The organism is Mesorhizobium sp. B3-1-9 (assembly GCF_006439595.1).
GTDB lineage: Bacteria > Pseudomonadota > Alphaproteobacteria > Rhizobiales > Rhizobiaceae > Mesorhizobium.
In genome coordinates this window covers 124,635-148,213 of record NZ_VFTJ01000010.1, presented here as the reverse complement: position 1 = coordinate 148,213, position 23,579 = coordinate 124,635, and the positions used below count along the sequence as shown (strand labels likewise).

The following is a 23,579-nucleotide window of genomic DNA, read 5'->3' as shown; positions in this document are numbered from 1 at the left end:
TTCCCACTTTCGGGAGACATGCTTTAATTTCGTGGCTAAGCGTCTCGATTGGTCAGCGCGATGTGGCAGCAGCCGGGGCCATGGCCCGGTGTCCAGGTGACATTGGCGAAGCGCACGCCGGTCGCCTCGAACAGGCCGCGGTCGAAGGCGCCGGCGATGCGGCAGAGCGTGGCGAGTTTCTCCTCGCCGACGCCGGCCTCGACCCAGGCATCCTTCAGCGGGCAGCGCTTCACCTTGAAGGCGATGTGGTTCTGGCCTCGCTCGACATCGGTGGGATACATGCGGCCGCCATCCGGGCTGACGGCAAGGAAGGCCTCGCCGATCGCCGGCGCGTCATTGGGGCCGAAGCCGGCGAAGGCCGCCGCCGCGACCTCCCGGCCGCGCTTCTCGATGCTGCGGATCATCACCGCCTCGGCCCTCTCGGCGCCGAGCTCGGCGGTCAGTTCGTCGAGGAAGAGGCGGTAGAGGTCGGCGCGGTTGCGGAAGGCGGAGTCGAGCTCGCCCGACAACTTTTCGGCTCTGGCGGATTCGGGATCGGTCATGGTGAGTCCTGATTGGTTCTTACAAGCTTCGGCGTCGCCGCCACCAGCGCCTTGCCGATCGCCGATTGCGGGTTGGCGATGACGGCGCGGGCATCGCCGCTCTCGGCGACCCTGCCGGCATCGAGGATGATGACGCGGTGCGCCACGGCACGGATGACGCCGAGGTCATGGGAAATGAACAGATAGGCGATCCGTTCCTGCCGTTGCAGGTCGAGCAGCAGTTCCAGGATCTGCCCGCGCACCGATACGTCGAGGGCCGACACCGCCTCATCGAGGACGATCAGCGACGGTCGCGTGGCGATGGCGCGGGCGATCGCCACGCGCTGGCGCTGGCCGCCGGAAATCTCGTGGATGGCGCGTTGGGCAAGGCCTGAATCGAGGCCGACGCGCTCGAGCAGCGCCGCGATCCGGTGCGGGCGTTCCGCGCGCGAGGCGATGTTGTGAACGCGCAGGGGATCGTCCAGCACGCGCGCCACCGTGGCGCGCGGATTGAAGGCGGCGAGCGGATCCTGGAACACCATTTGCAGGCGGGCGCGGCGCGCGCGCAGCGCGGCGCCCGACAGCGCGAGGAAATCCGGGCCTTCGAAGTCGATGCGGCCGGCATCGGGCTCGATCAGACGCAGCACCAGCCTGGCGATCGTCGATTTGCCGCTGCCGGAGGGACCTGCCAGCGCCAGGGTTTCCGCCGCCTCGATCTCGAAGGACACGTCGTCGACCGCCGCGAAAGGCCTGCCGCCACGATGGTAGCGCTTGGCGAGACTGGAGACGGCAAGCACGGTCATGCCGAGGCGCCTTGCCGGCCAAGCAAAGGCTTGGCGTCGAGGCCAAGATGGGCATCGAGCAGGGACCGCGTATAGGCATGGCGCGGCGCATTGATGATCTGGTCCGTCTCGCCGAGCTCGATCGGTTCGCCGTGGCGCAGTACCGCGATACGATCGGCAAGCGAGGCGGCGAGCGCGATGTCGTGGCTGATGAAAAGCAGCGTCATGCCGTCCTCGGCGACAAGGCGGCGGATCAGGGTAACGATCTCGGCCTGGACGATGGTGTCGAGCGCGCTGGTCGCTTCGTCGGCGATCAACAGTCTGGGGCCGGCGGCAATTGCCGCGGCGATGGCCACGCGCTGCTTCTGGCCGCCGGAAAGCTGGTGGGGATAGGCGTGGAGGGCCGAGTCCGGATCGGGGAGACGGACGCGTTCGACCAGGGTCTTGGCCTTGGCGAAGGCGTCAGGCCAGGTCAGGTCGAGATGGGTGCGGGCGACCTCGGCGATCTGCCTGCCGACCGGCATCACCGGATCGAGGCTTGAGGAGGGGTCCTGGAAGACGAAGCCGATGTCACGGCCGAGGTGGGGTGCCTGGTTTTCGCCAATCGTGGATAGGTCGCGTTCTGTCGCGCCCCCCTCTGTCCTGCCGGACATCTCCCCCACAAGGGGGGAAATTGAACTGTCGCGTCTGCTTTCGCCAATGGCCGGCGTTGCAAAAGGAGAGCCGGCGACGGAACTGCTGATCTCCCCCCTTGTGGGGGAGATGTCCGGCAGGACAGAGGGGGGCGCAAAGGAACGGGACGATCGAGGTTTCTGCCACTCAATCGAACCTTCGATCTTGGCCGACCTCGGCAGCAATCCCGCAATCGCCAGCGCCAGCGTGCTCTTGCCGGACCCGCTTTCGCCGATGATCGCCAGGCGCTCTCCGGCGGCGATCTCCAGGCTGACGCCTTTCAACGCTGCCACCTCAACACCATCGCGTCGGTAACCAACCACCAGATCGCGTATCGAAAGCAGCGCGGTCACGACAGGCTCCTGCGCACGGCGGTGCTTTCCACCACGCCTTCGCCGGCGAGGTAGACACCGAGCACCGTCAGCACGAGCGCCACGCCGGGAACGATCGACAAAAACGGCGCGGTTCGCAGCACCGTGCGGCCCTCGGCGATCATGCCGCCCCAGGTGACGCGGTTGGGGTCGCCGAGGCCGAGGAAGGAGAGCGCCGCTTCGGTGAGGATCGCCGCCGCGACGATCACCGAGGACAGCGCCAGCACCGGCGGCAGGGCATTGGGCAGCACCTCGCGAAAGGCGATTTCGAGCGGATGCATGCCGATGACGCGGGCGCCGGCGACATAGTCGCGCTCGCGGATCGACAGGACTTCCGCGCGTGCCACCCGCGCCGGTCCGGTCCAGGCGCCGAGCGCGATCGCCGCGACGACGACGCCGAGCGAGGGGCCGACAATGCTGACGAAGGCGAGCGCCAGCAGGAAGCTCGGCACTGTCTGGAAGGCGTCGGTGACGCGCATCAGCATTTCGTCGACGAGCCCTCCGGCAAAGCCGGCCAAAGTGCCGATCACCGCGCCGATCAGGAGCGCCGCGGCGGCCGCCGCCAGGCCGACCGCCAGCGAGGTGCGGGCGCCATGGAACAGCTCGGCCAGCACGTCGCGACCGAGCCGGTCGGTGCCGAGCGGCAGCGACCAGTCCTGGAACGGCGGCAGCAGTGCCGGCCCGGCGATCGCCTGCGGGTCGCCGGGAAACAGCAGCGGCGCCGCCAACGCCATCACGATGAGCAGGGCCAGGATGATTGCGCCGGCGAATGCTTCCGGCGTGCGCAAGAAACGACGCAGGCGGTTCATGCGCTGGCCTCGCCGGCGCCGACGCGCGGATCGAGGAAAGCGTAGGCGAGGTCGACCAGGAGATTGATGACGATGACGAGGACGGCGCTGACCAGGATGATGCCGAGCAGCAGCGGCGTGTCGCGCCCGGCGACGGCTTCCTGCGCCAGGCGGCCGAGGCCCGGCACGGCAAAGACGCTTTCGATGACGACGCTGCCGCCGAGCATCTGTGCCGATTGCAGGCCGAGCATGGTGATGAGCGGCAGCAGCGCGTTGCGGGCGACGTGGGCAAGCACGATGCGGTGGCGCGGCAAGCCTCGCGCACGAGCGGCAAGCACGAAATCCTGCCGCCAGGCCTCGGCCATGCCGGCGCGCATCATGCGCAGATAAAGCGCAAGATAGATGAAACCGAGGGCCGAGACCGGCAGCACGAGATGGGTGGCGATGTCGGCGGCCCGCGCCAACCCGGTCTTGCCGGAGGCGATGGTCTCGATGCCGCCGATCGGCAGCCAGCGCAGGTCGACGGCGAAGACGACGATGAGCACAAGGCCGAGCCAGAAGCCGGGCACGGCATAGAGCGCCAGCGAGCCGATCGACAGGAAGCGGTCGCGAAAGCTGCCGGGCCGGGCGCCGGCATAGATGCCAAGCGCCGAGCCCAGGCCGAAGGAAAGCGCGGTGGCGCTGCCCATCAGGACCAGCGTGGTCGGCAGGCGTTCGAGGATGACATCGCGGATCGGCCGCGAGAAGGTGACGGACTGGCCAAGGTCGAGATGCAGCAGCGCCCAGAGGTAGTTGGCTAGCCGCGTCAGTTCCGACTGGTCCAGGCCCCAGCGGTGGCGCAGCAATTCGATCATACCGGCATCGCCACCGGTCGAGACGATATAGGCGTCGACCGCGTCGCCGGGGGCGGCTTCGAGCAGCAGGAAGCTGCCGATGACGACGATCAGCAGCACGAAGACGCTGCCGACGAGACGGCGGCGGAGAAGCGTGAGGGCGCGGGTCATGCGCGCCTCGAAGGTTTGGAGAAAGGCTCGCTATAAGAAATGCCGAGCCCAGGCACCCCCCTCTGTCCTGCCGGACATCTCCCCCGCAAGCGGGGAGATTGGCTGTCATCGACGGCTTCGCCAATCTCCAACTTTGCAGAACTGGCGGGACGGACAAGCTGCTGATCTCCCCCCTTGCGGGGGAGATGTCCGGCAGGACAGAGGGGGGTTGGCGGGAACTCGGTCTTTGCCCAAGTTCCCATTCTCTCGCGAATTCTCATCCGCGCGAGTGTGTCACGATTCCAAATAAGTGTCCGCCCAGTTCGACACCGCCCAGCGCGGGTTGTTGGCGATGTTGCCGACCGTATCGCGCGCGACGGAGATGAAGCTCCATTCGGCGACGTTGATCAGCGGCAAATCGGCCGCCACCTTCTTCTGGAACTCCTTGTAGAGCTCGGTGCGGGCTGGCGTATCGAGCGTCTCCGAAGCCTTGGCGATCAGCGCGTCGAGGTCGGCATTCTTGTAGCCGCCCTGGTTGGAGAAGGGCACGCCGTCCGGAATGCCGCTCTGCACCAGGATGGTGGTGGAAATCGCCGGGTCGCCGCGGAACACCGGCGGACCAACGGCAAGGTCGAAGGCATGGTCGGTGTAGACCGCCTTGATATGGGCCGCCGAGTCGTTGTTGACGATCTCGGCGTCGATGCCGATTGCCGCGAGCGCCTGGCGCAGATAGTCGCCGAACTGCTTCGTCTCGTTGAAGTAGGGCGCCGGCAGCAGCTTCAGCGCAAAGCGCTTGCCGTCGTCGGCGCGCCTGTAGCCGGCCTCGTCCAGCAGCGCATTGGCCTTGGCGACGTCGAAAGCATAGGTCTGCACGTCGGCGGTGTAGAATTGCGGATCGTTTTTCGGCACCGGGCCGGTGGCGGTCGCGGCGTAGCCGAGGAAGATCGTCTTGACGACGAAATCCTTGTCGATGGCATGCGCGATCGCCTGCCGCACTTTCAGGTCTGCCAGTTCCTTGCGGCGGTGGTTGATCTCGACGACGAGCTGGTAGGTCAGCCCCTCATAGCCCTTGGTGATGACCTTGAGACGCGGCACCTTGGAAATGCGGTCGAGGTCGGCGAGCGGCACGGCGGAGAAGGCGGCAAGCTGGATCTCTTCCGCCTCGAGCGCAGCGGCGGCCGAGGTGCGATCGGGGAGCACCTGGTAGACGATCTCGTCGAGATAGGGTTCGTCCTTGCCCCAATAGGCGTCGTTCCTGGCCAGACGGTAATATTGCCCGGCCTTGTATTCGGCGAACTTGAACGGGCCGGTGCCGACTGGCGCGTTGTTGGCCGGATTGTCCTCGATCTTGCCCACCTCATAAAGGTGCTTCGGCACGACGCTCGACAGCGCCGGCAGCGCGTTGCGGATCAGCTGGAACGGCGTCGGCTTGGCGAATTTGAAGACCGCCGTCAGCGCGTCCGGCGTGTCCACGGCCTCCAGGTCCTTGAACACGGTACGGCCGAGATTTTGCAGCGGCTTCCAGATCTGCAGCGCCGAGAAGGCGACGTCGGCGGAGGTGAACGGCTTGCCGTCATGCCATTTGACGCCATCGCGCAACTTGAAGGTCACCGACAGGCCGTCGGCGGCACCTTCCCAGGAAAGCGCCAGGCGCGGTTCGAGCCCGTCCTTGCCGTCGAAGGAGGCTTCGGCCAGCGTCTCGACGATCTTGCTCGAGATGAAGAAGACACCGTTGGAGGCGACGATCGCGGGATTGAGGTTGCGCGGCTCGGAATCGGCGGCGAGGATCAGCCGGCCGCCCTTCTTTGGCGTCTGCGCGAAGCCGATCGTCGGCAATGCGGTCGAGGCCAGAAGCAGCGCCGAGCCGGCCAGCAGGCCGCGGCGTGAAATCGTCAATTCGGACATCGCTCAAACTCCCCTCTTCGCGCCGTGGCAGGCGCGGCAATCCGGTGATTATGGCCCTTGGCAAAGGTTTCGCCAGAGACGGATTTGGCGCATCATGGCTTGGCTTTGAAATTTCCGTCCGCTGGACCAGCCGGCCGAAAGAGGCTCTCATCCCCTATCTGGTAGGACCACATTATAGAGAAGCAGGATCAAGATTCGGGCAGAAACCGCCTTTAGCGCGAAAGTGATCAATTCTGGCTGGACCAGAGTGGTCAAAATGATGCAGATTTGGCCGACAGCCATAAATCATGACGTTCGGCGCTCCTGCGGCCGATGAAAAACAGGGAGAGGCAGATGAACATCGCTCCGGGCAAAACCGAGGTCAGCAGCGTTCCGTTCGACCAGGCGCGGGTGGACCGGCTGATGGACGAGGCCGGCATCGACGTGCTCTTCGCCACCTCCAAGCACAACACCCAATATCTGCTCGGCGGCTACAAGTTCATCTTCTTCGCGGCGATGGATGCGATCGGCCACAGCCGCTATTTGCCGATCGTCCTTTACGAGAAGGGCGGGCCGGAACATGCCGCCTATATCGGCAACAAGATGGAGGGCGGCGAGCACCAGAACCATCCGTTCTGGACGCCGACCTTGCACGCGGCCTGCTGGGGCACGCTCGATGCCGCCAATCTGGCGGTGGAGCATCTGCGCCAGATCGGCAGGTCGGCGGCCCGCATCGGCATCGAACCGGGTTTCCTGCCCTCCGACGCCTATATGCTGATCCGCAAGGCGTTGCCGGATGCCAAGCTGGTCGATGCGACCGACATGCTGGAACGCATGCGCGCCATCAAGACCGAGGCGGAGCTGGAGCAACTGCGCATCGCCTCCGAGCTGATCACCGATTCCATGCTGGCAACGATTGCCTGGGCGCGGGAAGGCACGAGCAAGACCGACATCATCGAGCAGCTCAGGCGCGAGGAGACCAATCGCGGCGCGCATTTCGAATATTGCCTGCTGACGCTGGGCTCCAGCCACAACCGCGCCGCGTCCAGCCAAGCTTGGAAGAAAGGCGAGGTGATGTCGATCGATTCCGGCGGCAACTATCACGGCTATATCGGCGACCTGTGCCGCATGGGCGTGCTCGGCGAGCCGGATGCCGAGCTGGAGGATCTTCTGGCCGAAGTCGAAGCGGTGCAGCAGGCGGCCTTTTCCAAGGTCAAGGCTGGTATACTGGGCGGCGACATGATCGCGCATGCGGAGAGCGTGCTGAAGGCCTCCAAGGTCGCGGCCTACGCGGATTTCTTCGCCCACGGCATGGGGCTGATCACGCATGAGGCGCCGTTCCTGATGACCAACCATCCGGTCGCTTATGAAGGCACCTATGCGGCGAAGCCGCTGGAAAGGAACATGGTGCTGTCGGTTGAGACCACCATGCTCCATCCGTCGCGCGGCTTCATCAAGTTGGAGGATACGGTCGCCGTCACCGACGCCGGCTATGTGATGTTCGGCGACCGCGGGCGTGGGTGGAATAGGGGCGGGATTTCATAGAACCGAGGTCGACGCTGCCCCTCATCCGTCTGCCGGTTCCTTCTCCCCGGAGAACGGGGAGAAGGAAAGTTCATCACTGCCCCACCGGCAGCAGCTTGAAGTCCGGCAGGTCGCGTAGCGCGAGTTCCGGTCCGGCTGGGGAATAGACGACGAAAAGCTGCATCGGCCGGTCGCCGGTGTTGAGCGTCGAGTGGAAGCGGCTTTCCGGCACGTAGATGGTGCAGCCGGGGCCGACTTTCGCCACCACCGGATTGCCGTTCTCGTCCTCGACCATCTGCTCGCCATTGCCGGAGATGACGAAGATGATCTCTTCGGCGCCCGGATGGTTGTGGCGGGTGTGGCCCTTGCCCGGCGGCAGGTCGACGACGCCGCCGGAAAAGCGTGCGGCGCCGTTCACTTCCGGCGCCACGGTCAGCGACAGCTTGCCCCAGTCGAAGCCGAAGGCGCTGACATCCTTCGGGTAGACGAACACCTTGCTCTTATCGGCCATTGCCTCATCCCTTCCTTTTCGTTTTTGTCGGGGCATCGGATTTCCCCAAAACCGGCTTCCACTTTTGGGTCCGATGCCCCAGCGCGACCGCCTTGAAGTCCGCCGTCTGCCTGGCGATTGCTGCCTCGGCGGGCAGCCGCTCCATCGAGCTTGCGCCATAGAAGCCGTGCAGCCCCCCGCAGCGCTCGAGGATGTAGCGCGCATCGTCGGGCATCGAGATCGGCCCGCCATGGCAAAGCAGGATGACGTCCTTGCGCACCGAGCGCGCGGCGTCGGCGATTGCGTCGATCTCCTTGACGCAGGCGTCGAGCGTTTTCGCCGAGGTGGCGCCGATCGAGCCGCCGGTCGTGACGCCCATATGGGCGACGACGATGTCGGCGCCGGCCCGCGTCATGGCGCGCGCTTCGTCCGGATTGAAAACGTAGGGCGTGGTCAGGAGATCGAGCTTGTGCGCCTCGGCGATCATGTCGACCTCGAGGCCGAAGCCCATGCCGGTCTCCTCGAAGCTTTGGCGCATGGTGCCGTCGAACAGGCCTACGGTCGGAAAATTCTGCGCGCCGGAAAAACCCATCGTCTTCAGTTCGGCCAAAAGCAGCGGCATGATGACGAAGGGGTCGGTGCCGTTGACTCCGGCCAGCACCGGCGTCTTCTTCACCACCGGCAGCACTTCATAGGCCATCTCCTTGACGATCTCGTTGGCGTTGCCATAGGCGAGCAGGCCGGCGGCCGAGCCGCGCCCGGCCATGCGGTAGCGACCGGAATTGTAGATGATGATAAGGTCGATGCCGCCGGCTTCCTCGGCCTTGGCCGACAGGCCGGTGCCGGCGCCGCCTCCGACGATCGGCACGCCATCGGCGATCATGTTGCGGAATTTTTCCAGGATCGTTTTGCGGGGAATGGCGGCCATGCTTGTCGTCTTTCAGTTTTGGGCGATGTTGAGGAACGCCTCGGCGGCGGCCTTGGCGAATGCGGGGTCGTTGATGTGCAGCGGCAGGCGCGTCACGGTGCGGTCCCTGGTCGGCTCGATCGTGCGCTCGATGGCGTCGAACAGTGCCGCGTCGGCGTCCGGATCGAAGAAGGCGCCGCCTTCTATATCCAGCGCCGACACGCCCTTTTCCGGGATCAGGAAACGGACCGGGCCGTCGCACCGCGCGAGGCGGCCGCCGATCCATTCACCGATCCTGCGGCATTCCTCGGCCGTGGTGCGCATCAGGGTGACGTTGGGGTTGTGCTCGTAGAACAAGCGTCCGCGATAACGATCGGGGATCGTGGCCGGCGCCCAGAAATTCACCATGTCGAGGGCGCCGACCGAGCCGACATAGGGCAGCTTCGCGCGGGCAATCGCGCCGAAGCGATCCTCGGTCGCGGGCAGCACGCCGCCGAACAGGAAGTCGCAGACTTCGGTCGTGGTGATGTCGACGACGCCGGCCAGCAGACCGCTGTCGGCGAGCTTCTCCATCGAGCGGCCGCCGGTGCCGGTGGCGTGGAAGACCATGCAGTCATAGTCGGCGCGCAATCGGTCGGCGATCGCGGTCACGCAGGGCGTGGTGACGCCGAACATGGTGAGCCCCAGCGCCGGCTTGCCGGCGGCGGCCGGGGCGGGCTTCGCGGCCATGCCGGCGATAGCCTGGGCGGCATTGTGCAGCACCGTGCGGGAGAGCCTGTTCAGTCCCGCCATGTCGGTCACCGACGGCATCATGATGATGTCGGAGACGTCGACGTAAGGCGCGGTATCGCCGGAGGCCAGCGTCGAAACCATGAGCTTCGGCAGGCCGAGCGGCAGCGCGCGCATGCCGGCGGTGACGATCGACGTGCCGCCGCCGCCGCCGATGCCGATGATGCCGGCGATGTCGTTGCGCGACCGGATGAAATTGACGAAGGCGGCGCCCATGCCGGCGACGGCGCCGCCGCGGTCATCGAGGCCGAGAACCGCGCCGGCTCCCTCGGCATGATGCGTGGCGACCTCGCTTGCGGGGATGTCGACCGGGACAGTTGCGCCGCGCGTGCCGATATCGACACGCATGACCGCGCCGCCGGCCTTGGCGACGGCATCGGCCAGGAAAGCGAGTTCCTCACCCTTGGTGTCGGCGGTGCCGACCACATAGATGCGCCCCATCGGTGATTCCCCGTCATCCGGCATGTCCGGGCATCGCCGTCCGCCTTCTTTTGCCCCACCCTTAAGCTCCTCGGCAAAAGCCTCGTCGCTGGTGGGGACCCCATTATCGCCTGGCGTTGCGCCATTGCAAATTTTTGAGACGCGCGTATCGTATTGATATGGATGTCTCACGTCAACAAGCCGCCGCCAACGATGATGCCGCCCAGGCGCCGGCCGTCGAGAAGGGGCCGCGCGCCCGCACAAGGCGACTGATGCTGGAGACGGCGACGAGGCTGATGCAGTCCGGCATGACCCCGTCGGTCAGCGAGGTCGCGGAGGCGGCGGAGGTGTCGCGCGCGACCGCCTACCGCTATTTCCCGAGCCAGGCGGCGCTGGTGCAGGCCGTGGTCGACGAAGGGCTCGGCCCGATCCTGACCTGGAAGTCGGCGTCCGACGATGCCGAGCGGCGCGTGGCGGATCTCTTCGCCACCGCGATGCCGCGCATCGAAGCCTTCGAGGCGACCTTCAAGGCGGCGCTGAAACTGTCCCTCGATCAATGGGCGCGGCGCGAGGCGGGCACGCTCGGATCGGAACCGGCCTTGAAGCGCGGCCATCGCGTCGACTTGCTGAAGGATGCGATCGCGCCACTCAAGGGGCGCTTGAAGCCGCGCCAGCTCAAGCGCCTTGCCCAGGCGCTGTCGCTGGTGTTCGGCGTCGAGGTGGTCACGGTGTTGAAGGATATATGGGGGCTGGACAGCGCCGAGATGATGTCGGTCGCGCAATGGGCGGCGGGCGCGCTGGTGCGTGCCGCGATGGCGGAATCGGAGGCGAAATCGGCGATGTCCAAGGCAACAACGGCCTAAATCTGGTTCGACCAGATTAAGGGGACAGTTTGGAATGTTAATTGTGATGGGCAGCCTGAGGCAAGGGCTCTGCATATCAAGGAGTAGGAAAAGCAAAGGAAAACAGGCAGATATCGTAATGTTTCGCTTTTTCGGCTACTGCTGGCCGCTCAAGAAAGCGCTTGACGCCAAGCCGGAATTGGTAATACCAGATCAAGACAGATAAAGCGGATCAAAAAGTGAAGGCTGCGATCCATTTCCGGCAGGGCGACGAGGCCTGGAACCGGAGAGGCGCCATCACAGGAGGAACTACCAGGGCCGGCTTTCGCTGCCAGCCCGCATGAGACGGTAGAATGCGCACAAGGGAGGAAAACTATGCGCAAGTTAGTGACCAGCGTGCTTGCTGGTGTCGGCCTGGCGCTTGCCTGCGGGACATCCGTGCACGCGCAGGAAAAGTCGCTCACCATCTTCTGGGCGGAATGGGATCCGGCCAACTACCTGCAGGAACTCGGCAACGAGTATGAGAAGGAAACCGGCGTCAAGATCACGGTTGAAACCACGCCGTGGTCCGACTTCCAGACCAAGGCATTCACCGAGTTCAACGCCCATGGCGACGCCTATGACCTCGTGGTGGGCGACTCGCAGTGGCTCGGCGCGGGCTCGACCGGCGGCCACTATGTCGACCTGACCGACTTCTTCAACAAGTACAACCTCAAAGAAGTCATGGCGCCGGCGACGGTCAAATACTACGCTGAATATCCCGGCAACAGCGGCAAGTACTGGGCAATCCCGCTCGAGGGCGACGCCGTCGGCTGGTCCTACCGCAAGGACTGGTTCGAGGACCCGAAGGAAAAGGAAGCCTTCAAGGCCAAGTATGGCTACGACCTCGACGTGCCGAAGGATTTCAAGGCGCTGCGCGACATCGCTGAATTCTTCTACCGGCCGGACCAGAAGAAATACGGCATCGCCATCTACACCGACAATTCCTATGACGCGATGGCGATGGGCTTCGAGAACGCCCTGTTCTCCTACGGCGGCGAGCTCGGCGACTACTCCACGTACAAGGTCGACGGTATCGTCAACTCCGACAAGGCCGTCGCGGCACTGGATGCCTACAAGGAACTCTACAAGTTCACGCCTCCGGGCTGGGCCAAGTCGTTCTTCGTCGAGGACAACCAGGCGATCACCGAGAACCTCGCGGCGATGAGCATGAACTACTTCGCCTTCTTCCCCTCGCTGATCAACGAGTCGTCAAACCCGAACGCCAAGAACACCGGTTTCTTCGCCAATCCTCCGGGACCGAATGGCGACCAGTTCGCGGCTCTCGGCGGCCAGGGCATCTCCATCGTCTCCTATTCGCAGAAGCAGGACGAGGCGATGAAGTTCCTGGAATGGTTCATCAAGGACGACACCCAGAAGAAATGGGCGGCTCTCGGCGGCTATACCTGCAGCGCCGCGGTGCTGAAATCGCCGGAATTCCAGAGTGCAACGCCGTACAACAAGGCCTTCTACGAGACCATGTTCAAGGTGAAGGACTTCTGGGCCGTGCCGGAATATGCCGAACTGCTGCAGCAACTCAACCAGCGCGTCTATCCCTACATGATCGGCGGCTCGGGCACGGCCAAGGAAACGCTGGACGCGCTTGCCGCCGACTGGAACGCGACCTTCAAGAAATACGGCCGCGTGAAGTAACCGACATGCCTCACGGAGGAGGCTTCTCATGCCTCCTCCGTTTGCTTTTTTGAGAATCCGGAGCAGGGTTTTGGCGAGCACGATGATCACTACGCTGGACAGGTCCTCGCGGGCCGCAGCGCGCGGCCTCAGCGACATTTCGATCCGCAATCTCTTCATTATCCCGACGATCCTGTTCCTGATCGTCTTCAACATCTTTCCGTTGATCTATTCGCTCGGCTATTCCTTCACCGATTTCCGCGCGTCGACCAACGCGCCGGCTAATTTCGTCGGATTGCAGAACTATCGCGATCTGCTCAACGACCCCTATGTCTGGTCGAACTTCGCCATCACCGCGAAATACGTGATTGTCTCGGTCGTCGGACAACTGCTTGTCGGCTTTGGCGTGGCGATGCTGCTCAACCGGGATATTCCGCTCAAGGGCCTTATCACTACGCTGCTGTTACTGCCGATGATGCTGTCGATGGCCGTCGTCGGCCTGTTCTGGAAACTGCTTTATGACCCTTCATGGGGCGTCATCAACTATGCGCTCGGGCTCGGCAATTTCGAGTGGCTGGCAGACCCGAAAATGGCGCTCTATGCAGTCGCCTTGACCGATATCTGGATGTGGTCGCCCTTCGTCATGCTGCTGTCGCTGGCCGGCCTCTCGGCGGTGCCGAAACATCTCTACGAGGCGGCGGCGATCGACCGCGCCGGCCCGTTCTACACCTTCTTCCGCATCACCCTGCCGCTGGTCGCGCCGATCCTGATGATCGCGGTCATTTTCCGCACCATGGAAGCGTTCAAGACCTTCGATCTCGCCTACATCCTGACCAGCCAGCCGACGGCCGAACTTATCTCGATCCGGCTCTACAAGATGGCTTTCCAGGAATGGCAGACGGGGCGCTCCTGCGCCATGGCCTACATCGTGCTGATCATGGTGCTGGCGATCACCAACATCTACGTCAAATACCTCAACAAAGTGAAGGAGCGCTGACAGATGGCCGCCGTCCGCACTTCTTCAGAAATCACCTTCAACCGCATCGCCATCGTCATCGTTCTGCTGGTGACGATCATTTTCCTGGCGCCAATCTACTGGATCGCCTCGACGGCATTCAAGCCGCGCGCCCTCGCCACCACCATCCCGCCGACGGTCATCTTCCAGCCGGAGATATCGCCCTTCGTGAAGCTGTTCACCAAGCGGTCCCAGATGCGCAATCCGCCGACGCCGGAAGAATATGCGGCCGCCCCATGGTGGGAGCGCGTCGTCTTCGACGGCGGCGAAAAGATCGTGCGTGACGGCAAGGGTGAGGTGCAGTGGTCGGGCTATCCGAGCCGCTTCCTGAACTCGCTGATCGTGGCGATCACCTCGACCGTGCTCGCAGTCGGCATGGGCACGTTCACCGCCTACGGCTTCTCGCGCTTCAAGGTGAAGGGAGAGGCGGACCTGCTCTTCTTCATCTTGTCGACGCGCATGCTGCCGCCGGTGGTGGTCGCGATCCCGATGTTCCTGATGTACCGGGCCGTGGGGCTGAACGATTCCCATCTCGGGCTGATCATCCTCTACACCGCCTTCAACCTGTCCTTCTCGGTCTGGCTGATGAAAGGCTTCATCGACGAGATCCCGAAGGAATATGAGGAGGCGGCACTCGTCGACGGCTACACGCGCATGGAAGCCTTCTTCAAGATCGTGCTGCCGGAGGCCGCCACCGGCATCGCTGCCACCGCCGTGTTCTGCTTCATCACGGCGTGGAACGAATATGCCTTCGCGCTGATCATGACCAACCGCCGCGCCCAGACCGCGCCGCCCTTCATCCCGAGCCAGGTCGGCTCCGGCCTGCCCGACTGGACGGTGATCGCCGCCGGCACGTTCCTGTTCCTGCTGCCGGTCGCGATCTTCACCTTCCTGCTCCGCAACCATCTGTTGCGAGGCATGTCCTTCGGAGCGATCCGCAAATGAGCTTTCGCGCGATCAACGAGAAATATCTGGAGCCTGGATCGCAGATCCTGATGGTGCTTGGCATCGTCGCGCTCTGCCAACCCTGGAACATGCCGCTCCACACTTACGGCGTGACGATCATCCTGATCGGCCTTATCGGCTTCAACGTCACCTCCAAGATCCCACGCGAGGAGCAGGCCGGCACCGGGCACGGAGCCGACCAGCAGGCGCGCAACGCGGGGGCACAGCATTGACCCAGATCGAGCTTCGCGGCGTCCAGAAATTCTTCGGCGCCGTCCAGGTCATCAAGGACCTGAACCTCAAGATCGACGACAACGAGTTCATCGTGCTGCTCGGACAGTCGGGCTGCGGCAAGACGACGACGCTGCGCGCCATCGCCGGGCTGGAGACAATCGACCAGGGCGACATATTGATCGACGGCAAGCCGGTGCAGCACCTCAAGGCTGCCGACCGCGACATCGCCATGGTGTTCCAGTCGTTCTCGCTCTATCCGCATATGAACGTCTACGAGAACATCGCCTTTCCGCTGCGCGCGACGCGCAAGAGCAGGAGCGAGATCGACACCGAGGTGCGCTCGGTAGCCAAGACGCTGCAGATCAGCGATCTTCTCAACAAGAAGCCCTCGGCGCTGTCGGGCGGCGACATGCAGCGCGTCGCCATCGGCCGGGCGCTGGTGCGGCGCCCGAAGGCGATGCTGATGGACGAGCCGATCGGCGCGCTCGATGCCAAGCTGCGCGAGGAAATGCGCGCCGAGATCAAGCGGCTGCATATCAAGCAAGGCTCGACCAGCATCTATGTCACGCACGACCAGATCGAGGCGATGAGCCTCGCCGACCGCATCGTCATCATGCATGAGGGTGTGCTGCAGCAGGTCGGCACGCCGGACGAGGTCTATTCGCATCCGGCCAATCTATTCGTCGCGCAGTTCGTCGGCAGCCCGGTGATGAACGTGGCTGAGGCGACGGTCGCCGAGAATGCGTCGGCAGCTTCCGTCTCCGTCGGCGGCGCGGCCACCGGCTTCGAGTTTCCGCGCGCGCTGCTTTCCAAGCTCAACGGCCATGCCGGCGGCCAGCTGACGCTCGGCATCCGGCCGGAAGGCGTGCTGGTGCGCCGCGAGGCGACGGACGGCTTCCTGCCAGTCGAAACGCAGATCGTCGAGCCGCTGGGATCCTTCGATATCGTCGATCTCAAGGTCGGCTCCAAGATGCTGCGCGCCCGCACCAAGAGCGGCTTCATCGGCGGAGCGGGCGAAAAGGTCTATGCGCGGATCGATCCTTCGCAGGCGCATTTCTTCGACGCCGCGAGCGGCAAGTCGCTCGGAGTGAGATTGTAATGGCCCATATCCAGCTGAAGAACATCTCCAAGACGTTCGGCACCCACACGGCTCTGTCCAATCTCGATCTCGACATCGCCGACGGCGAATTCTTCGTGCTGCTCGGCGAGACGGGCGCCGGCAAGACGACGACGCTGAGGATGGTCGCGGGCCTTGAGAAGCCGACCGAGGGCCAGGTCTTCATCGACGGCGTCGACGTCGCCGACTGGGGCGCTGCCGAACGCGACGTGGCGCTGGTGTTGCAGCAATATTCGCTCTATCCGCGCTACACGGTGCGGCAGAATCTCGAATTTCCGCTAAAGCCGAAGATCCGCCGGCTGCCGGATGCCGAGATCAAGGACCGCGTGGCGCGCGCGGCCCGCACGCTCAGGATCGAGCACCTTCTCGACCGCAAGACGGACCGGCTTTCCGGCGGCGAGATGCAGCGCGTGTCGATCGGCCGGGCGATCGTGCGCAAGCCGCGCGTGTTCCTGATGGACGAGCCGCTGTCGGCGCTCGACGCCAAGCTGCGCGAGGCGCTGCGCACGGAATTGAAGAACCTGCAGATGCAGCTCGGCGCCACATTCCTGTTCGTCACGCATGACCAGATCGAAGCCATGTCGATGGGCGACAAGGTCGGCGTGCTCAACCATGGCCGCATCGTCCAGACAGGCACGCCGCATGAGATCTACAACAATCCTCGCGACACCTATGTCGCGAGCTTCGTCGGTTCGCCGCCGATGAACCTCATCGACGGCAGACTGGTCAACGACCGCGCCGTGATGGCGCCGATGAATTTCGAGCTGCCGCTGACGGTTGGGGCCAAGACTTTTGGCGGGGGCAGGACGAGTGGCGCGACCGACGGTCGGCCACTCGTCTTCGGCATCCGTCCGGAGGACGTCTACCTGGAGAGCGGCGCGCCGGTCGAGGCGCACGTCCACGACGTTGAGAACCACGGTGTGGAGAAGATCCTGACGCTCAGGGTCGGCGAAACGATGCTGCGGGCAACCGTGCCGGCCAGGACCGATGTCGCGATCGAACAGCCGGTGCGCTTTGCCTGGAACCCGGACAAGGTGGTGCTGTTCGACAAAGGCAGCGGCGTCAGCCTGCGGCACGCCGGATAGCGGTCAGCAGGATCACGCGTTCGGTGTCCGACAGGCAGGCATCGTCATGCATTTCGTCGGCCTTCTGGGTCCAGTAGGAGCCGGCGGCAACTCGACCCTGTTGGCTTCGCCGCCCTGCATCTGCCAATGCGCCCAGAGGCCCTTGATGACCACGGCGCGGTAATCGGCGGTGTGGGCATGGACGGGCGCGCCAGTTGCCGGGAACCTTCAGCAGCGCGCCGGCCGGGCCTTTCGTTCGTTCGCCCCATAGCGGGCCAAGGCGCTGTGGCTGGCCCGGCGCTTCGACGGCGTAAGGGATCTTGTCGGCGGGCAGGTAGCTGTCCTCGAGCGCGAAAACCGGGCTTGGCAGGATGGCGAGCGCGGCAAGCGCAAGCGATGCAAGATGATTGGGCATGCTGTTTCCTCCGCCAGCGAGCTTATGCCGCCTCGGCCGGCGGGGAATGACGCGGTGTCCACAAGACTTGGCAATTCCTCCAGCCTGGCAACCGGCTGCTTGCGATCAGGATTGTTCGTCGGCGCCGGTGTGACGGAAATGACTTGGCGCCACGCCCATCACCCGCTTGAAGGCGCGGCTGAAGGAGGCTTCTGAATCGTAGCCCAGCCTCGACGCCGCCACCGAAACCCGCATGCCGTCGCGGGTGAGCCATTGCCGCGCCTGGTGCATGCGCACACGCAGCACATATTTGGCCGGCGTCTCGCCGACCACGATGGCGAAGCGCTGCGCAAAGGCGGAGCGTGAGGCGCCCATCATCCTGGCCAGCGCCTCGACCGTCCAGTCGCGCTCCGGCTGCAGGTGGATAGCGGCAAGCACCTTGCCGACATCCGGGTTGCGCACGGCGGCGATCCATCCGGTGGCGTCGCCGCAGCCATTCTCCACCCAGGAGCGGATGATGGTGGCCGCGAGCACGTCGGCCAGGCGGGCGAGGATGCCGCCGGAGCCGACGCGGTCCATCGTCACCTCGCCCGCCATCGCGTCGAGCAGATGCTGGATGCCGGGCGCGTTGGCCATCAGCTTATGCGCCTGCATCAGGTCGGGCATCATCTCCAGCAGCGGATGCGAGCCGTCGAGGTTGAAATGCATGCTGCCGCAAAACAGCAAGGTCTTGCAGCCGTCGCAGCCGTTCGAGACGTCGTAGATGTTCTCGCACACCGGCTCGATCGTGTAGCGGCCGATCGGCACCGGCGGCACGCCGGGCGCGCTCGCCAGCACATGCTCGTCGCCGCGCGGAATCAGCAGCGCGTCGCCCACCGAGAGCTTTATCCATTCCTTGGCCGGCGAGAACAGCCAGCAGCCTCGCTGTCCGATGAAATGGAAGCGCGCCGCCTTCTGCGCGGGGAAGGAAACGGCCCACGGCTCGCCAAGCACGCAGCGGCCGTAATCGACGCCGTCAAGGCGCAGGCCGCGCAACATGTCGGTCAGCGGGTCGCCGGAAGCCTGCAGAATGGTTTTGGACGAATTGTAATTCATTTCGGCGTTTCTAGCATGGAAACTCCAGCCGGTCACTCCCTATGTTGCGCTGCAGCCAAATGTTGCGCCGCAACCAAATCGAACTGACAGAGCCGCCCGCCGGCATGTAACGGGCGAAGTCCGATCTGGTCATCTCTTGCGTAGCGCCGCAAACAGATCGGAGATTTTGCCATGACCGAACCCGCAACGGGCGCCGTCGACGCCACTATTCTCGACGCGAGCGAGCAGGACGAACGAACCGAACCGGCCTGGGCGGCGGTGGTCTCGCTGGCGCTCGGCGTTTTCGGCCTGGTGACCGCCGAATTCCTGCCCGCCAGCCTGTTGACGCGGCTGGCGCAGGACCTCGGCGTCAGCGAAGGCGCCGCCGGCCAGGCGGTGACGGCGACGGCCGTCGTCGGCGCGATCGCGGCGCCGACCATGGCGATCGTCACCAAGCGGCTCGACCGCCGGCTGGTCATGTGGATCCTCTCCGCCCTTTTGATCGTCTCCAACCTCGTCGCCGCCTTCACGTCCTCGCTCGCCATGCTGCTTCTTGCCCGCGTGGTGCTCGGCGTTGCGCTTGGCGGTTTCTGGTCGATGTCGGCGGCCATGGCGCTTCGGCTTGTGCCGATGCGGCTGATGCCGCGCGCCATGTCGATCATCCTGACCGGCGTCTCGGTCGCCACGGTCACGGCGGCTCCGGTCGGCGCCTATGTCGGCGACATCTGGGGCTGGCGCACCGCCTTCATGATCGCGGCGGTCGTCGGCGGGCTGGCGCTGCTGGTGCAACTCGCCACCCTGCCAAGCCTGCCGCCGACCGCGGTCGCGAGCTTCCGCACGCTGGCCGAGGTGCTGAAGCGGCCAATGATCCGCATCGCGCTGCTGGTCGTTCTCCTGGTCGCATCCGGACAGTTTGCCGGCTTCACCTATGTGCGGCCGTTCCTGGAGACGGTGCCGGCGATGCCGATCGAAACCATCTCGCTGGTGCTGCTCGCCTATGGCATCGGCGGCTTCTTCGGCAATTTCGCCGGCGCCTTCCTGGCCGAGCGCAATCTGAAGATGGCGGTCGGCCTGGCGCCGCTGCTGATCGCCTTGTCGGCGGCGGCGCTGCTCGTGCTCGGCGCCTCGCCGATAACGGCGGCGGTCGCGGTCACCGCCTGGGGCTTTGCCTTCGGCGCCGTTCCGGTCGGCCTGCAGACCTGGCTGGTGCGCGCCGCGCCTGACCAGGCCGAGAGCGCCGGCGGCCTGATGGTCGCGACCTTCCAGGTGGCGATCGCGCTTGGCGCCGTCGTCGGCGGCCTTCTGGTCGATCATGCCGGTGTCGCCACCGCCTTCGCCTATAGCGGCGTGGCGACCTTGCTCGCGGCGCTGGTAGCCTTCCTGATGGGACCGAAGCAGGCTGCCGAGTAGCTAAGACTGCTTGCCTCCCAGGCATCGGCCCGGCGGCTCTCACGAGCGCCGGGCCGATAATTTTCAGCTTCAGGCCGCGCCGCCGTCGAACTCGAACACTTCGACGGTCTTGAGGTCGACGCCGTCGAGGCAGTTGATGTTGACATAGGCGGATCGTTCGTTGCCCTCGCTGACATCCTCGGCGAAAGGGTGCATGCCGCAGGTGCGGCAGAAGCGATGCGCGATCGCGCCTTTGCCGAATGTGTAGCGGCCGAGGTCGTCGCCCCAGGCGACCAGATTGAGCTTCTCATGCGGCACGGCCCACAACAGCGCGCCCTTGCGCCGGCAGATCGAGCAATTGCAGCGCACGGCCATGCCAAGCTCGCCCTCGACCTCGAACGCCACCTAGCCGCAGTGGCAGCTGCCTTTGTACAGCATCAGCATCTTCCCATCGCTGGCAGGGTGCAAAGGCACGCTTGCCGGGTTATCGCTTGGCTGGCCCAACATCAGGCCGTGCCTAAAAGACGTTGCAACTTTGCAGGGCCCGACATCGAAAATGCAATCCATCCGCGACCGTCTTGAAATCATCCTGTCACGTCTTGCCAATCGCGCGGCCGACGAGAAGGTCTATACGAAGCTCTACGCCGAGGCGGCGCGTGCAGCCGCCGATGCGGCCCATGCCCGCCGCAAGGCCGGTGTGAGCCTCGGACCGCTCGACGGGCGCATCGTCTCGATCAAGGACCTGTTCGATGTCGCAGGGGAGCCGACGACGGCCGGGTCGCTGATCCATGCCGAGGCCTCAGCCGCTGCGCGAGATGCGGCGATCGTGCGGAGGCTGCGCCAGGCGGGAGCCGTCATCCTCGGCAAGACCAACATGACCGAGTTCGCCTTCACCGCGATCGGCGACAATCCGCATTACGGCACGCCGGGCAATGCCGCCGATGCAAGCCTGATCCCGGGCGGGTCGTCATCGGGGGCGGGCGTTGCGGTAGGCGAGGGCACGAGCGACATCTCGATCGGTTCGGACACCGGCGGCTCGGTGCGCATCCCGGCCTCGCTCAATGGCGTTGTCGGCTTCAAACCGACGGCGGGGCGCGTGCCATTGACCGGCGCCTTTCCGCTGTCGATGACGCTCGATTCGATCGGCCCGCTTGCCGGCAACGTCGCCGATTGCGCGATCACCGATGCGATCATGGCGGGACAAGAGCCAACGGCGCTTCGGCCGGTCCCACACGCCGGCCTGCGCATCGGCATCCCGCGCGGCGTCTTGTTCGGCGAGACGCAAGCGGAGGTCGCCGCGGCCTTCGAGGGCTGCATCGACCGGATCGGGCTAGCCGGCGCCCGCGTTGCCGATTTGTCCATCGACGATCTCATCGCCGAGATGCGCGCCGCCACCAAACGCGGCACGATCGCCTCCATAGAAGGTGCGGAAGTGCATGCCGATTGGCTTGCGAGCGGCGCCTCGGTACCGGCCGATCCGCATGTCACCGGGCCGTTGTCCCGCGCGCTGGCCGTTCCCGCTTCCGCCTATATCCGCACGATCCGCCGTCGCGGCGAGCTTGTGGCAGCCATGGCGGAACGGCTGGAGACAGTCGATGTGCTGGCATTGCCGACCGTGCCGATGGTCGCGCCCTCCATTGCCGCAATGGCTGGCGACGAAGCGCTGCGCGACAAGATGGAAGGGCTGCTCTTGCGCAACACGCAGGTCGCCAACCAGTTCGCCCTGTGCGCGATCTCGCTGCCGATGCCCGGCATGAAGCTGCCGGCTGGTTTGATGCTGGTGGGCAAGCACGGACACGACAGTCATCTGCTGCGCATTGCTGCCGCGGTCGAGACTTTGCTTGGCCGTTGATAGGGCGCGGCGAACCGACGCAAATTCGGCGCTCGGGAATTCGCTGTCCCGCTGTCATCTCTGGCTGCATCGTCGCGATGGTAGCCGGGAACTAACCGTCGGCCGGAAAGCGCCGCCGGTAGTGTTCGACGACTTCCGGATTGCGCAGATTGACCGGCAATTTGCCGGCGAGCACCAGCAACGCCTCGCCGGCGGCGCCGACCCCCATGCGCATCATCGATTCCTCGGTGATGCCGGCCATATGCGGGGTGACAATGACATTGTCGAAGCCGAAATAAGGATGGTTGGGCGGCAGCGGCTGCGTGGAAAAAACGTCCAGCGCGGCGCCGCCGATGCGGCCCGCTCGCAACGCTTCGATCAGCGCCTCGTCGTCGACCACCGGGCCGCGCGAGACATTGATCAGCAGCGCGTTGGGCTTCATGCGGGCGATACGCTCGCGGCCGATCAGGCCGTGGGTCTCCTCCGTCAGCGGGCAGCAGAGCACAATGATATCGCTCTGCTCGACCAGCGCGTCGATCGACAGGAAGCCGACACGTTCGGGCGCCGGGCGCAGGCTTCGCGTGGTCGCCACGACATTGAGATCGAAGCCGTGCGCGGCGATATGGCCGACGGCCTGGCCGACCGCGCCGAGGCCGACGATGCCGATCGTCTTGCCGGCAAGCTCGCTGGTCGAATTGGCATGCTCGCGCCCCGCAAGCCAGCCCTTGGCGCGCAGGTCGCGGTCCATCGTTCGGAAGCGCCGCAGCAGCGCAAGGGCCACGAACATCACATGCTCGGCGACCGAGCGGGCATTGACGGCGGGCACATTCGCCACCAGCACGCCGGCGGCGGTCGCGGTCTCGACCGGGATCATGTCCAGCCCGGCGCCGTGGCGGATCGCGGCGCGCAGGCTCGAAGCACCCGCAAACAGCTCCGGCGGCAGCGGCGCGCGCACGATGACGATGTCGGCGTCGCTCGCTTCGGCGGTCAGAGTTTTGGGATCAAGCGCGGAAGCGACGGCCAGCCACCCGGCGCCCGCCAGCATGGCCGTGGCGCGAGGATGCAGCGGATGCGTTGAGAGTATCTTGCGCATGAGGTTTTGTTTTGCTCCGCATTTCCGCGATGCCAAGCGATAACGCTCGGCTGCAAAATGCTCTAGGCCTTTTCGAGCGCCGCGCTTTTCGGCTCCATTCCGCGGCCTTCGATGATCCCCTTCCAGTAGCTCTCGGCGCCCTGCAAATGGGCATTCATCAGGGCCTGGGCGAGGTTGCCGTCGCGGCGCAACAGCGCCTCGTAGATCTGGATGTGCTCGGCATGTGAGCGCACGCTGCGTTCGGGATCGTTGAAATAGATCGGCAGGCGCTGCTCGCCCATCAGGTAATAGACGCTGCAGATGTTGTGGAAGACGCTGTTCTTGGTCGCGCGCACGATCTCGAGGTGGAACTCGCGGTCCTCCTTGGCGAGGCCCTCGCCGGCGGCGATGCGCTCTTCCGAGGCCTTCAGGATCTCGCGCAGGCGTTCGAAGTTTTCTTCCGTTGCGCGCGAGCAGGCAAGCTCGGCCGCCTTGATCTCGTGGATCTTGCGCAACTCGACGGTCTCGTAGATCTGCACCGGATCGAGCGGCAGGCCGGCGCGGGCGAAAAGCGCCAGCGCTTCCACGCTCGCCTGCTTGGTGTCGATATAGATGCCGGACTTGGCGCGTCGCTCGACGATGCGCATGGCTTCCAGGATGGCCAGCGCTTCGCGGATCTGGCCGCGGCTGACGCCGAAATGCTCCGCCAGCTCGCGCTCCGAGGGCGTGCGGCCGGACTCCTTGTCCGAGTTGGCGAAGAGGTAGGCGGCAAGTTCCGCGAGAAGGTTCTTTTCTTTCAT

Annotated in this window: 23 protein-coding genes and 1 pseudogene; 10 read left to right on the top strand and 14 right to left on the bottom strand. The window is 64.9% G+C overall.

The window, feature by feature from the left end:
* Positions 1-35: 35 nt before the first annotated feature.
* From FJW07_RS19445 to FJW07_RS19420, 6 genes are all read right to left on the bottom strand, one after another.
* Positions 36-542 carry an L-2-amino-thiazoline-4-carboxylic acid hydrolase gene (locus FJW07_RS19445; RefSeq protein WP_140858280.1) on the bottom strand — a complete coding sequence of 169 codons (507 nt, stop codon included), beginning with the start codon at positions 540-542 and terminating at the stop codon, positions 36-38.
* Positions 539-1,324 carry an ATP-binding cassette domain-containing protein gene (locus FJW07_RS19440; protein WP_140709515.1) on the bottom strand — a complete coding sequence of 262 codons (786 nt, stop codon included), beginning with the start codon at positions 1,322-1,324 and terminating at the stop codon, positions 539-541. The genes FJW07_RS19445 and FJW07_RS19440 overlap by 4 nt, the downstream gene beginning before the upstream one ends.
* A complete protein-coding gene (locus FJW07_RS19435; RefSeq protein WP_181175546.1) occupies positions 1,321-2,328 on the bottom strand; it encodes an ABC transporter ATP-binding protein in 1,008 nt (335 codons plus the stop codon). Before FJW07_RS19435 ends, FJW07_RS19440 begins: the two co-directional genes overlap by 4 nt.
* Complete coding sequence (locus FJW07_RS19430; RefSeq protein WP_140709517.1) at positions 2,325-3,155, bottom strand: ABC transporter permease; 831 nt, start codon at positions 3,153-3,155, stop codon at positions 2,325-2,327. Before FJW07_RS19430 ends, FJW07_RS19435 begins: the two co-directional genes overlap by 4 nt.
* Positions 3,152-4,138, bottom strand: coding sequence for an ABC transporter permease (locus FJW07_RS19425; protein ID WP_140709519.1), 987 nt, complete (start codon positions 4,136-4,138; stop codon positions 3,152-3,154). The genes FJW07_RS19430 and FJW07_RS19425 overlap by 4 nt, the downstream gene beginning before the upstream one ends.
* 273 nt (positions 4,139-4,411) lie before the next feature.
* Positions 4,412-6,022, bottom strand: coding sequence for an ABC transporter substrate-binding protein (locus tag FJW07_RS19420; protein WP_140858278.1), 1,611 nt, complete (start codon positions 6,020-6,022; stop codon positions 4,412-4,414).
* A gap of 333 nt (positions 6,023-6,355) precedes the next feature.
* Between FJW07_RS19420 and FJW07_RS19415 the strand changes: the two genes are divergently transcribed.
* A complete protein-coding gene (locus tag FJW07_RS19415; protein ID WP_140858276.1) occupies positions 6,356-7,546 on the top strand; it encodes a Xaa-Pro peptidase family protein in 1,191 nt (396 codons plus the stop codon).
* 73 nt (positions 7,547-7,619) lie between these two features.
* Here the strand turns inward: FJW07_RS19415 and FJW07_RS19410 are convergent, their stop codons facing one another.
* Genes FJW07_RS19410 through FJW07_RS19400 form a run of 3 tightly spaced genes read right to left on the bottom strand, consistent with a single transcriptional unit; the run spans position 7,620 to position 10,152 of the window.
* A complete protein-coding gene (locus FJW07_RS19410) occupies positions 7,620-8,036 on the bottom strand; it encodes a cupin domain-containing protein (protein ID WP_140858274.1) in 417 nt (138 codons plus the stop codon).
* Positions 8,037-8,040: 4 nt separating this feature from the next.
* Positions 8,041-8,943 (bottom strand): phosphoenolpyruvate hydrolase family protein, encoded by a 903-nt coding sequence (locus tag FJW07_RS19405; protein WP_246680803.1) that lies wholly within the window; start codon positions 8,941-8,943, stop codon positions 8,041-8,043.
* A gap of 12 nt (positions 8,944-8,955) precedes the next feature.
* Positions 8,956-10,152, bottom strand: coding sequence for a Tm-1-like ATP-binding domain-containing protein (locus FJW07_RS19400; protein WP_140858273.1), 1,197 nt, complete (start codon positions 10,150-10,152; stop codon positions 8,956-8,958).
* Between the two features lie 158 nt (positions 10,153-10,310).
* Between FJW07_RS19400 and FJW07_RS19395 the strand changes: the two genes are divergently transcribed.
* From FJW07_RS19395 to FJW07_RS19365, 7 genes are all read left to right on the top strand, one after another.
* Positions 10,311-10,994 carry a TetR/AcrR family transcriptional regulator gene (locus tag FJW07_RS19395; protein ID WP_140858271.1) on the top strand — a complete coding sequence of 228 codons (684 nt, stop codon included), beginning with the start codon at positions 10,311-10,313 and terminating at the stop codon, positions 10,992-10,994.
* 354 nt (positions 10,995-11,348) lie between these two features.
* Positions 11,349-12,665 (top strand): ABC transporter substrate-binding protein, encoded by a 1,317-nt coding sequence (locus FJW07_RS19390; RefSeq protein ID WP_140644645.1) that lies wholly within the window; start codon positions 11,349-11,351, stop codon positions 12,663-12,665.
* Positions 12,666-12,735: 70 nt separating this feature from the next.
* Entirely contained in the window at positions 12,736-13,641 is a 906-nt protein-coding gene (locus FJW07_RS19385; RefSeq protein WP_140644644.1) for a sugar ABC transporter permease, read from the top strand.
* A 3-nt stretch (positions 13,642-13,644) separates the two neighbouring features.
* A complete protein-coding gene (locus FJW07_RS19380; protein ID WP_140644643.1) occupies positions 13,645-14,604 on the top strand; it encodes a carbohydrate ABC transporter permease in 960 nt (319 codons plus the stop codon).
* A complete protein-coding gene (locus tag FJW07_RS19375) occupies positions 14,601-14,837 on the top strand; it encodes a hypothetical protein (protein ID WP_140644642.1) in 237 nt (78 codons plus the stop codon). Before FJW07_RS19380 ends, FJW07_RS19375 begins: the two co-directional genes overlap by 4 nt.
* Positions 14,834-15,937, top strand: coding sequence for an ABC transporter ATP-binding protein (locus tag FJW07_RS19370; protein ID WP_140644641.1), 1,104 nt, complete (start codon positions 14,834-14,836; stop codon positions 15,935-15,937). Before FJW07_RS19375 ends, FJW07_RS19370 begins: the two co-directional genes overlap by 4 nt.
* Positions 15,937-17,040, top strand: coding sequence for an ABC transporter ATP-binding protein (locus FJW07_RS19365; protein ID WP_140644640.1), 1,104 nt, complete (start codon positions 15,937-15,939; stop codon positions 17,038-17,040). The genes FJW07_RS19370 and FJW07_RS19365 overlap by 1 nt, the downstream gene beginning before the upstream one ends.
* Here the strand turns inward: FJW07_RS19365 and FJW07_RS19360 are convergent.
* Together FJW07_RS19360 and FJW07_RS19355 are read right to left on the bottom strand one after the other, a co-directional pair.
* A pseudogene (locus tag FJW07_RS19360) lies at positions 17,018-17,434 on the bottom strand (DUF4437 domain-containing protein). The gene FJW07_RS19365 and the pseudogene FJW07_RS19360 sit on opposite strands and share 23 nt — an antisense overlap.
* Positions 17,435-17,539: 105 nt before the next feature.
* Entirely contained in the window at positions 17,540-18,508 is a 969-nt protein-coding gene (locus FJW07_RS19355) for an AraC family transcriptional regulator (RefSeq protein WP_140858269.1), read from the bottom strand.
* Positions 18,509-18,679: 171 nt separating this feature from the next.
* On the opposite strand from FJW07_RS19355, the gene FJW07_RS19350 reads away from it, so the two are divergent.
* Complete coding sequence (locus FJW07_RS19350) at positions 18,680-19,897, top strand: MFS transporter (RefSeq protein ID WP_140858267.1); 1,218 nt, start codon at positions 18,680-18,682, stop codon at positions 19,895-19,897.
* 69 nt (positions 19,898-19,966) lie between these two features.
* Here the strand turns inward: FJW07_RS19350 and FJW07_RS19345 are convergent, their stop codons facing one another.
* Entirely contained in the window at positions 19,967-20,281 is a 315-nt protein-coding gene (locus tag FJW07_RS19345) for a GFA family protein (protein ID WP_246680801.1), read from the bottom strand.
* A 151-nt stretch (positions 20,282-20,432) separates the two neighbouring features.
* Here FJW07_RS19345 and FJW07_RS19340 point away from each other — a divergent pair, with 151 nt between their 5' ends.
* On the top strand, positions 20,433-21,728 hold the full coding sequence (locus FJW07_RS19340) for an amidase (RefSeq protein ID WP_140858265.1): 1,296 nt from the start codon (positions 20,433-20,435) through the stop codon (positions 21,726-21,728).
* A gap of 91 nt (positions 21,729-21,819) precedes the next feature.
* On the opposite strand, the gene FJW07_RS19335 is transcribed toward FJW07_RS19340, so the two are convergent.
* Positions 21,820-22,800: a hydroxyacid dehydrogenase gene (locus FJW07_RS19335; RefSeq protein WP_140858263.1), complete on the bottom strand. Its 981-nt coding sequence runs from the start codon at positions 22,798-22,800 to the stop codon at positions 21,820-21,822.
* Between the two features lie 62 nt (positions 22,801-22,862).
* Positions 22,863-23,579: a FadR/GntR family transcriptional regulator gene (locus tag FJW07_RS19330; protein ID WP_140709542.1), complete on the bottom strand. Its 717-nt coding sequence runs from the start codon at positions 23,577-23,579 to the stop codon at positions 22,863-22,865.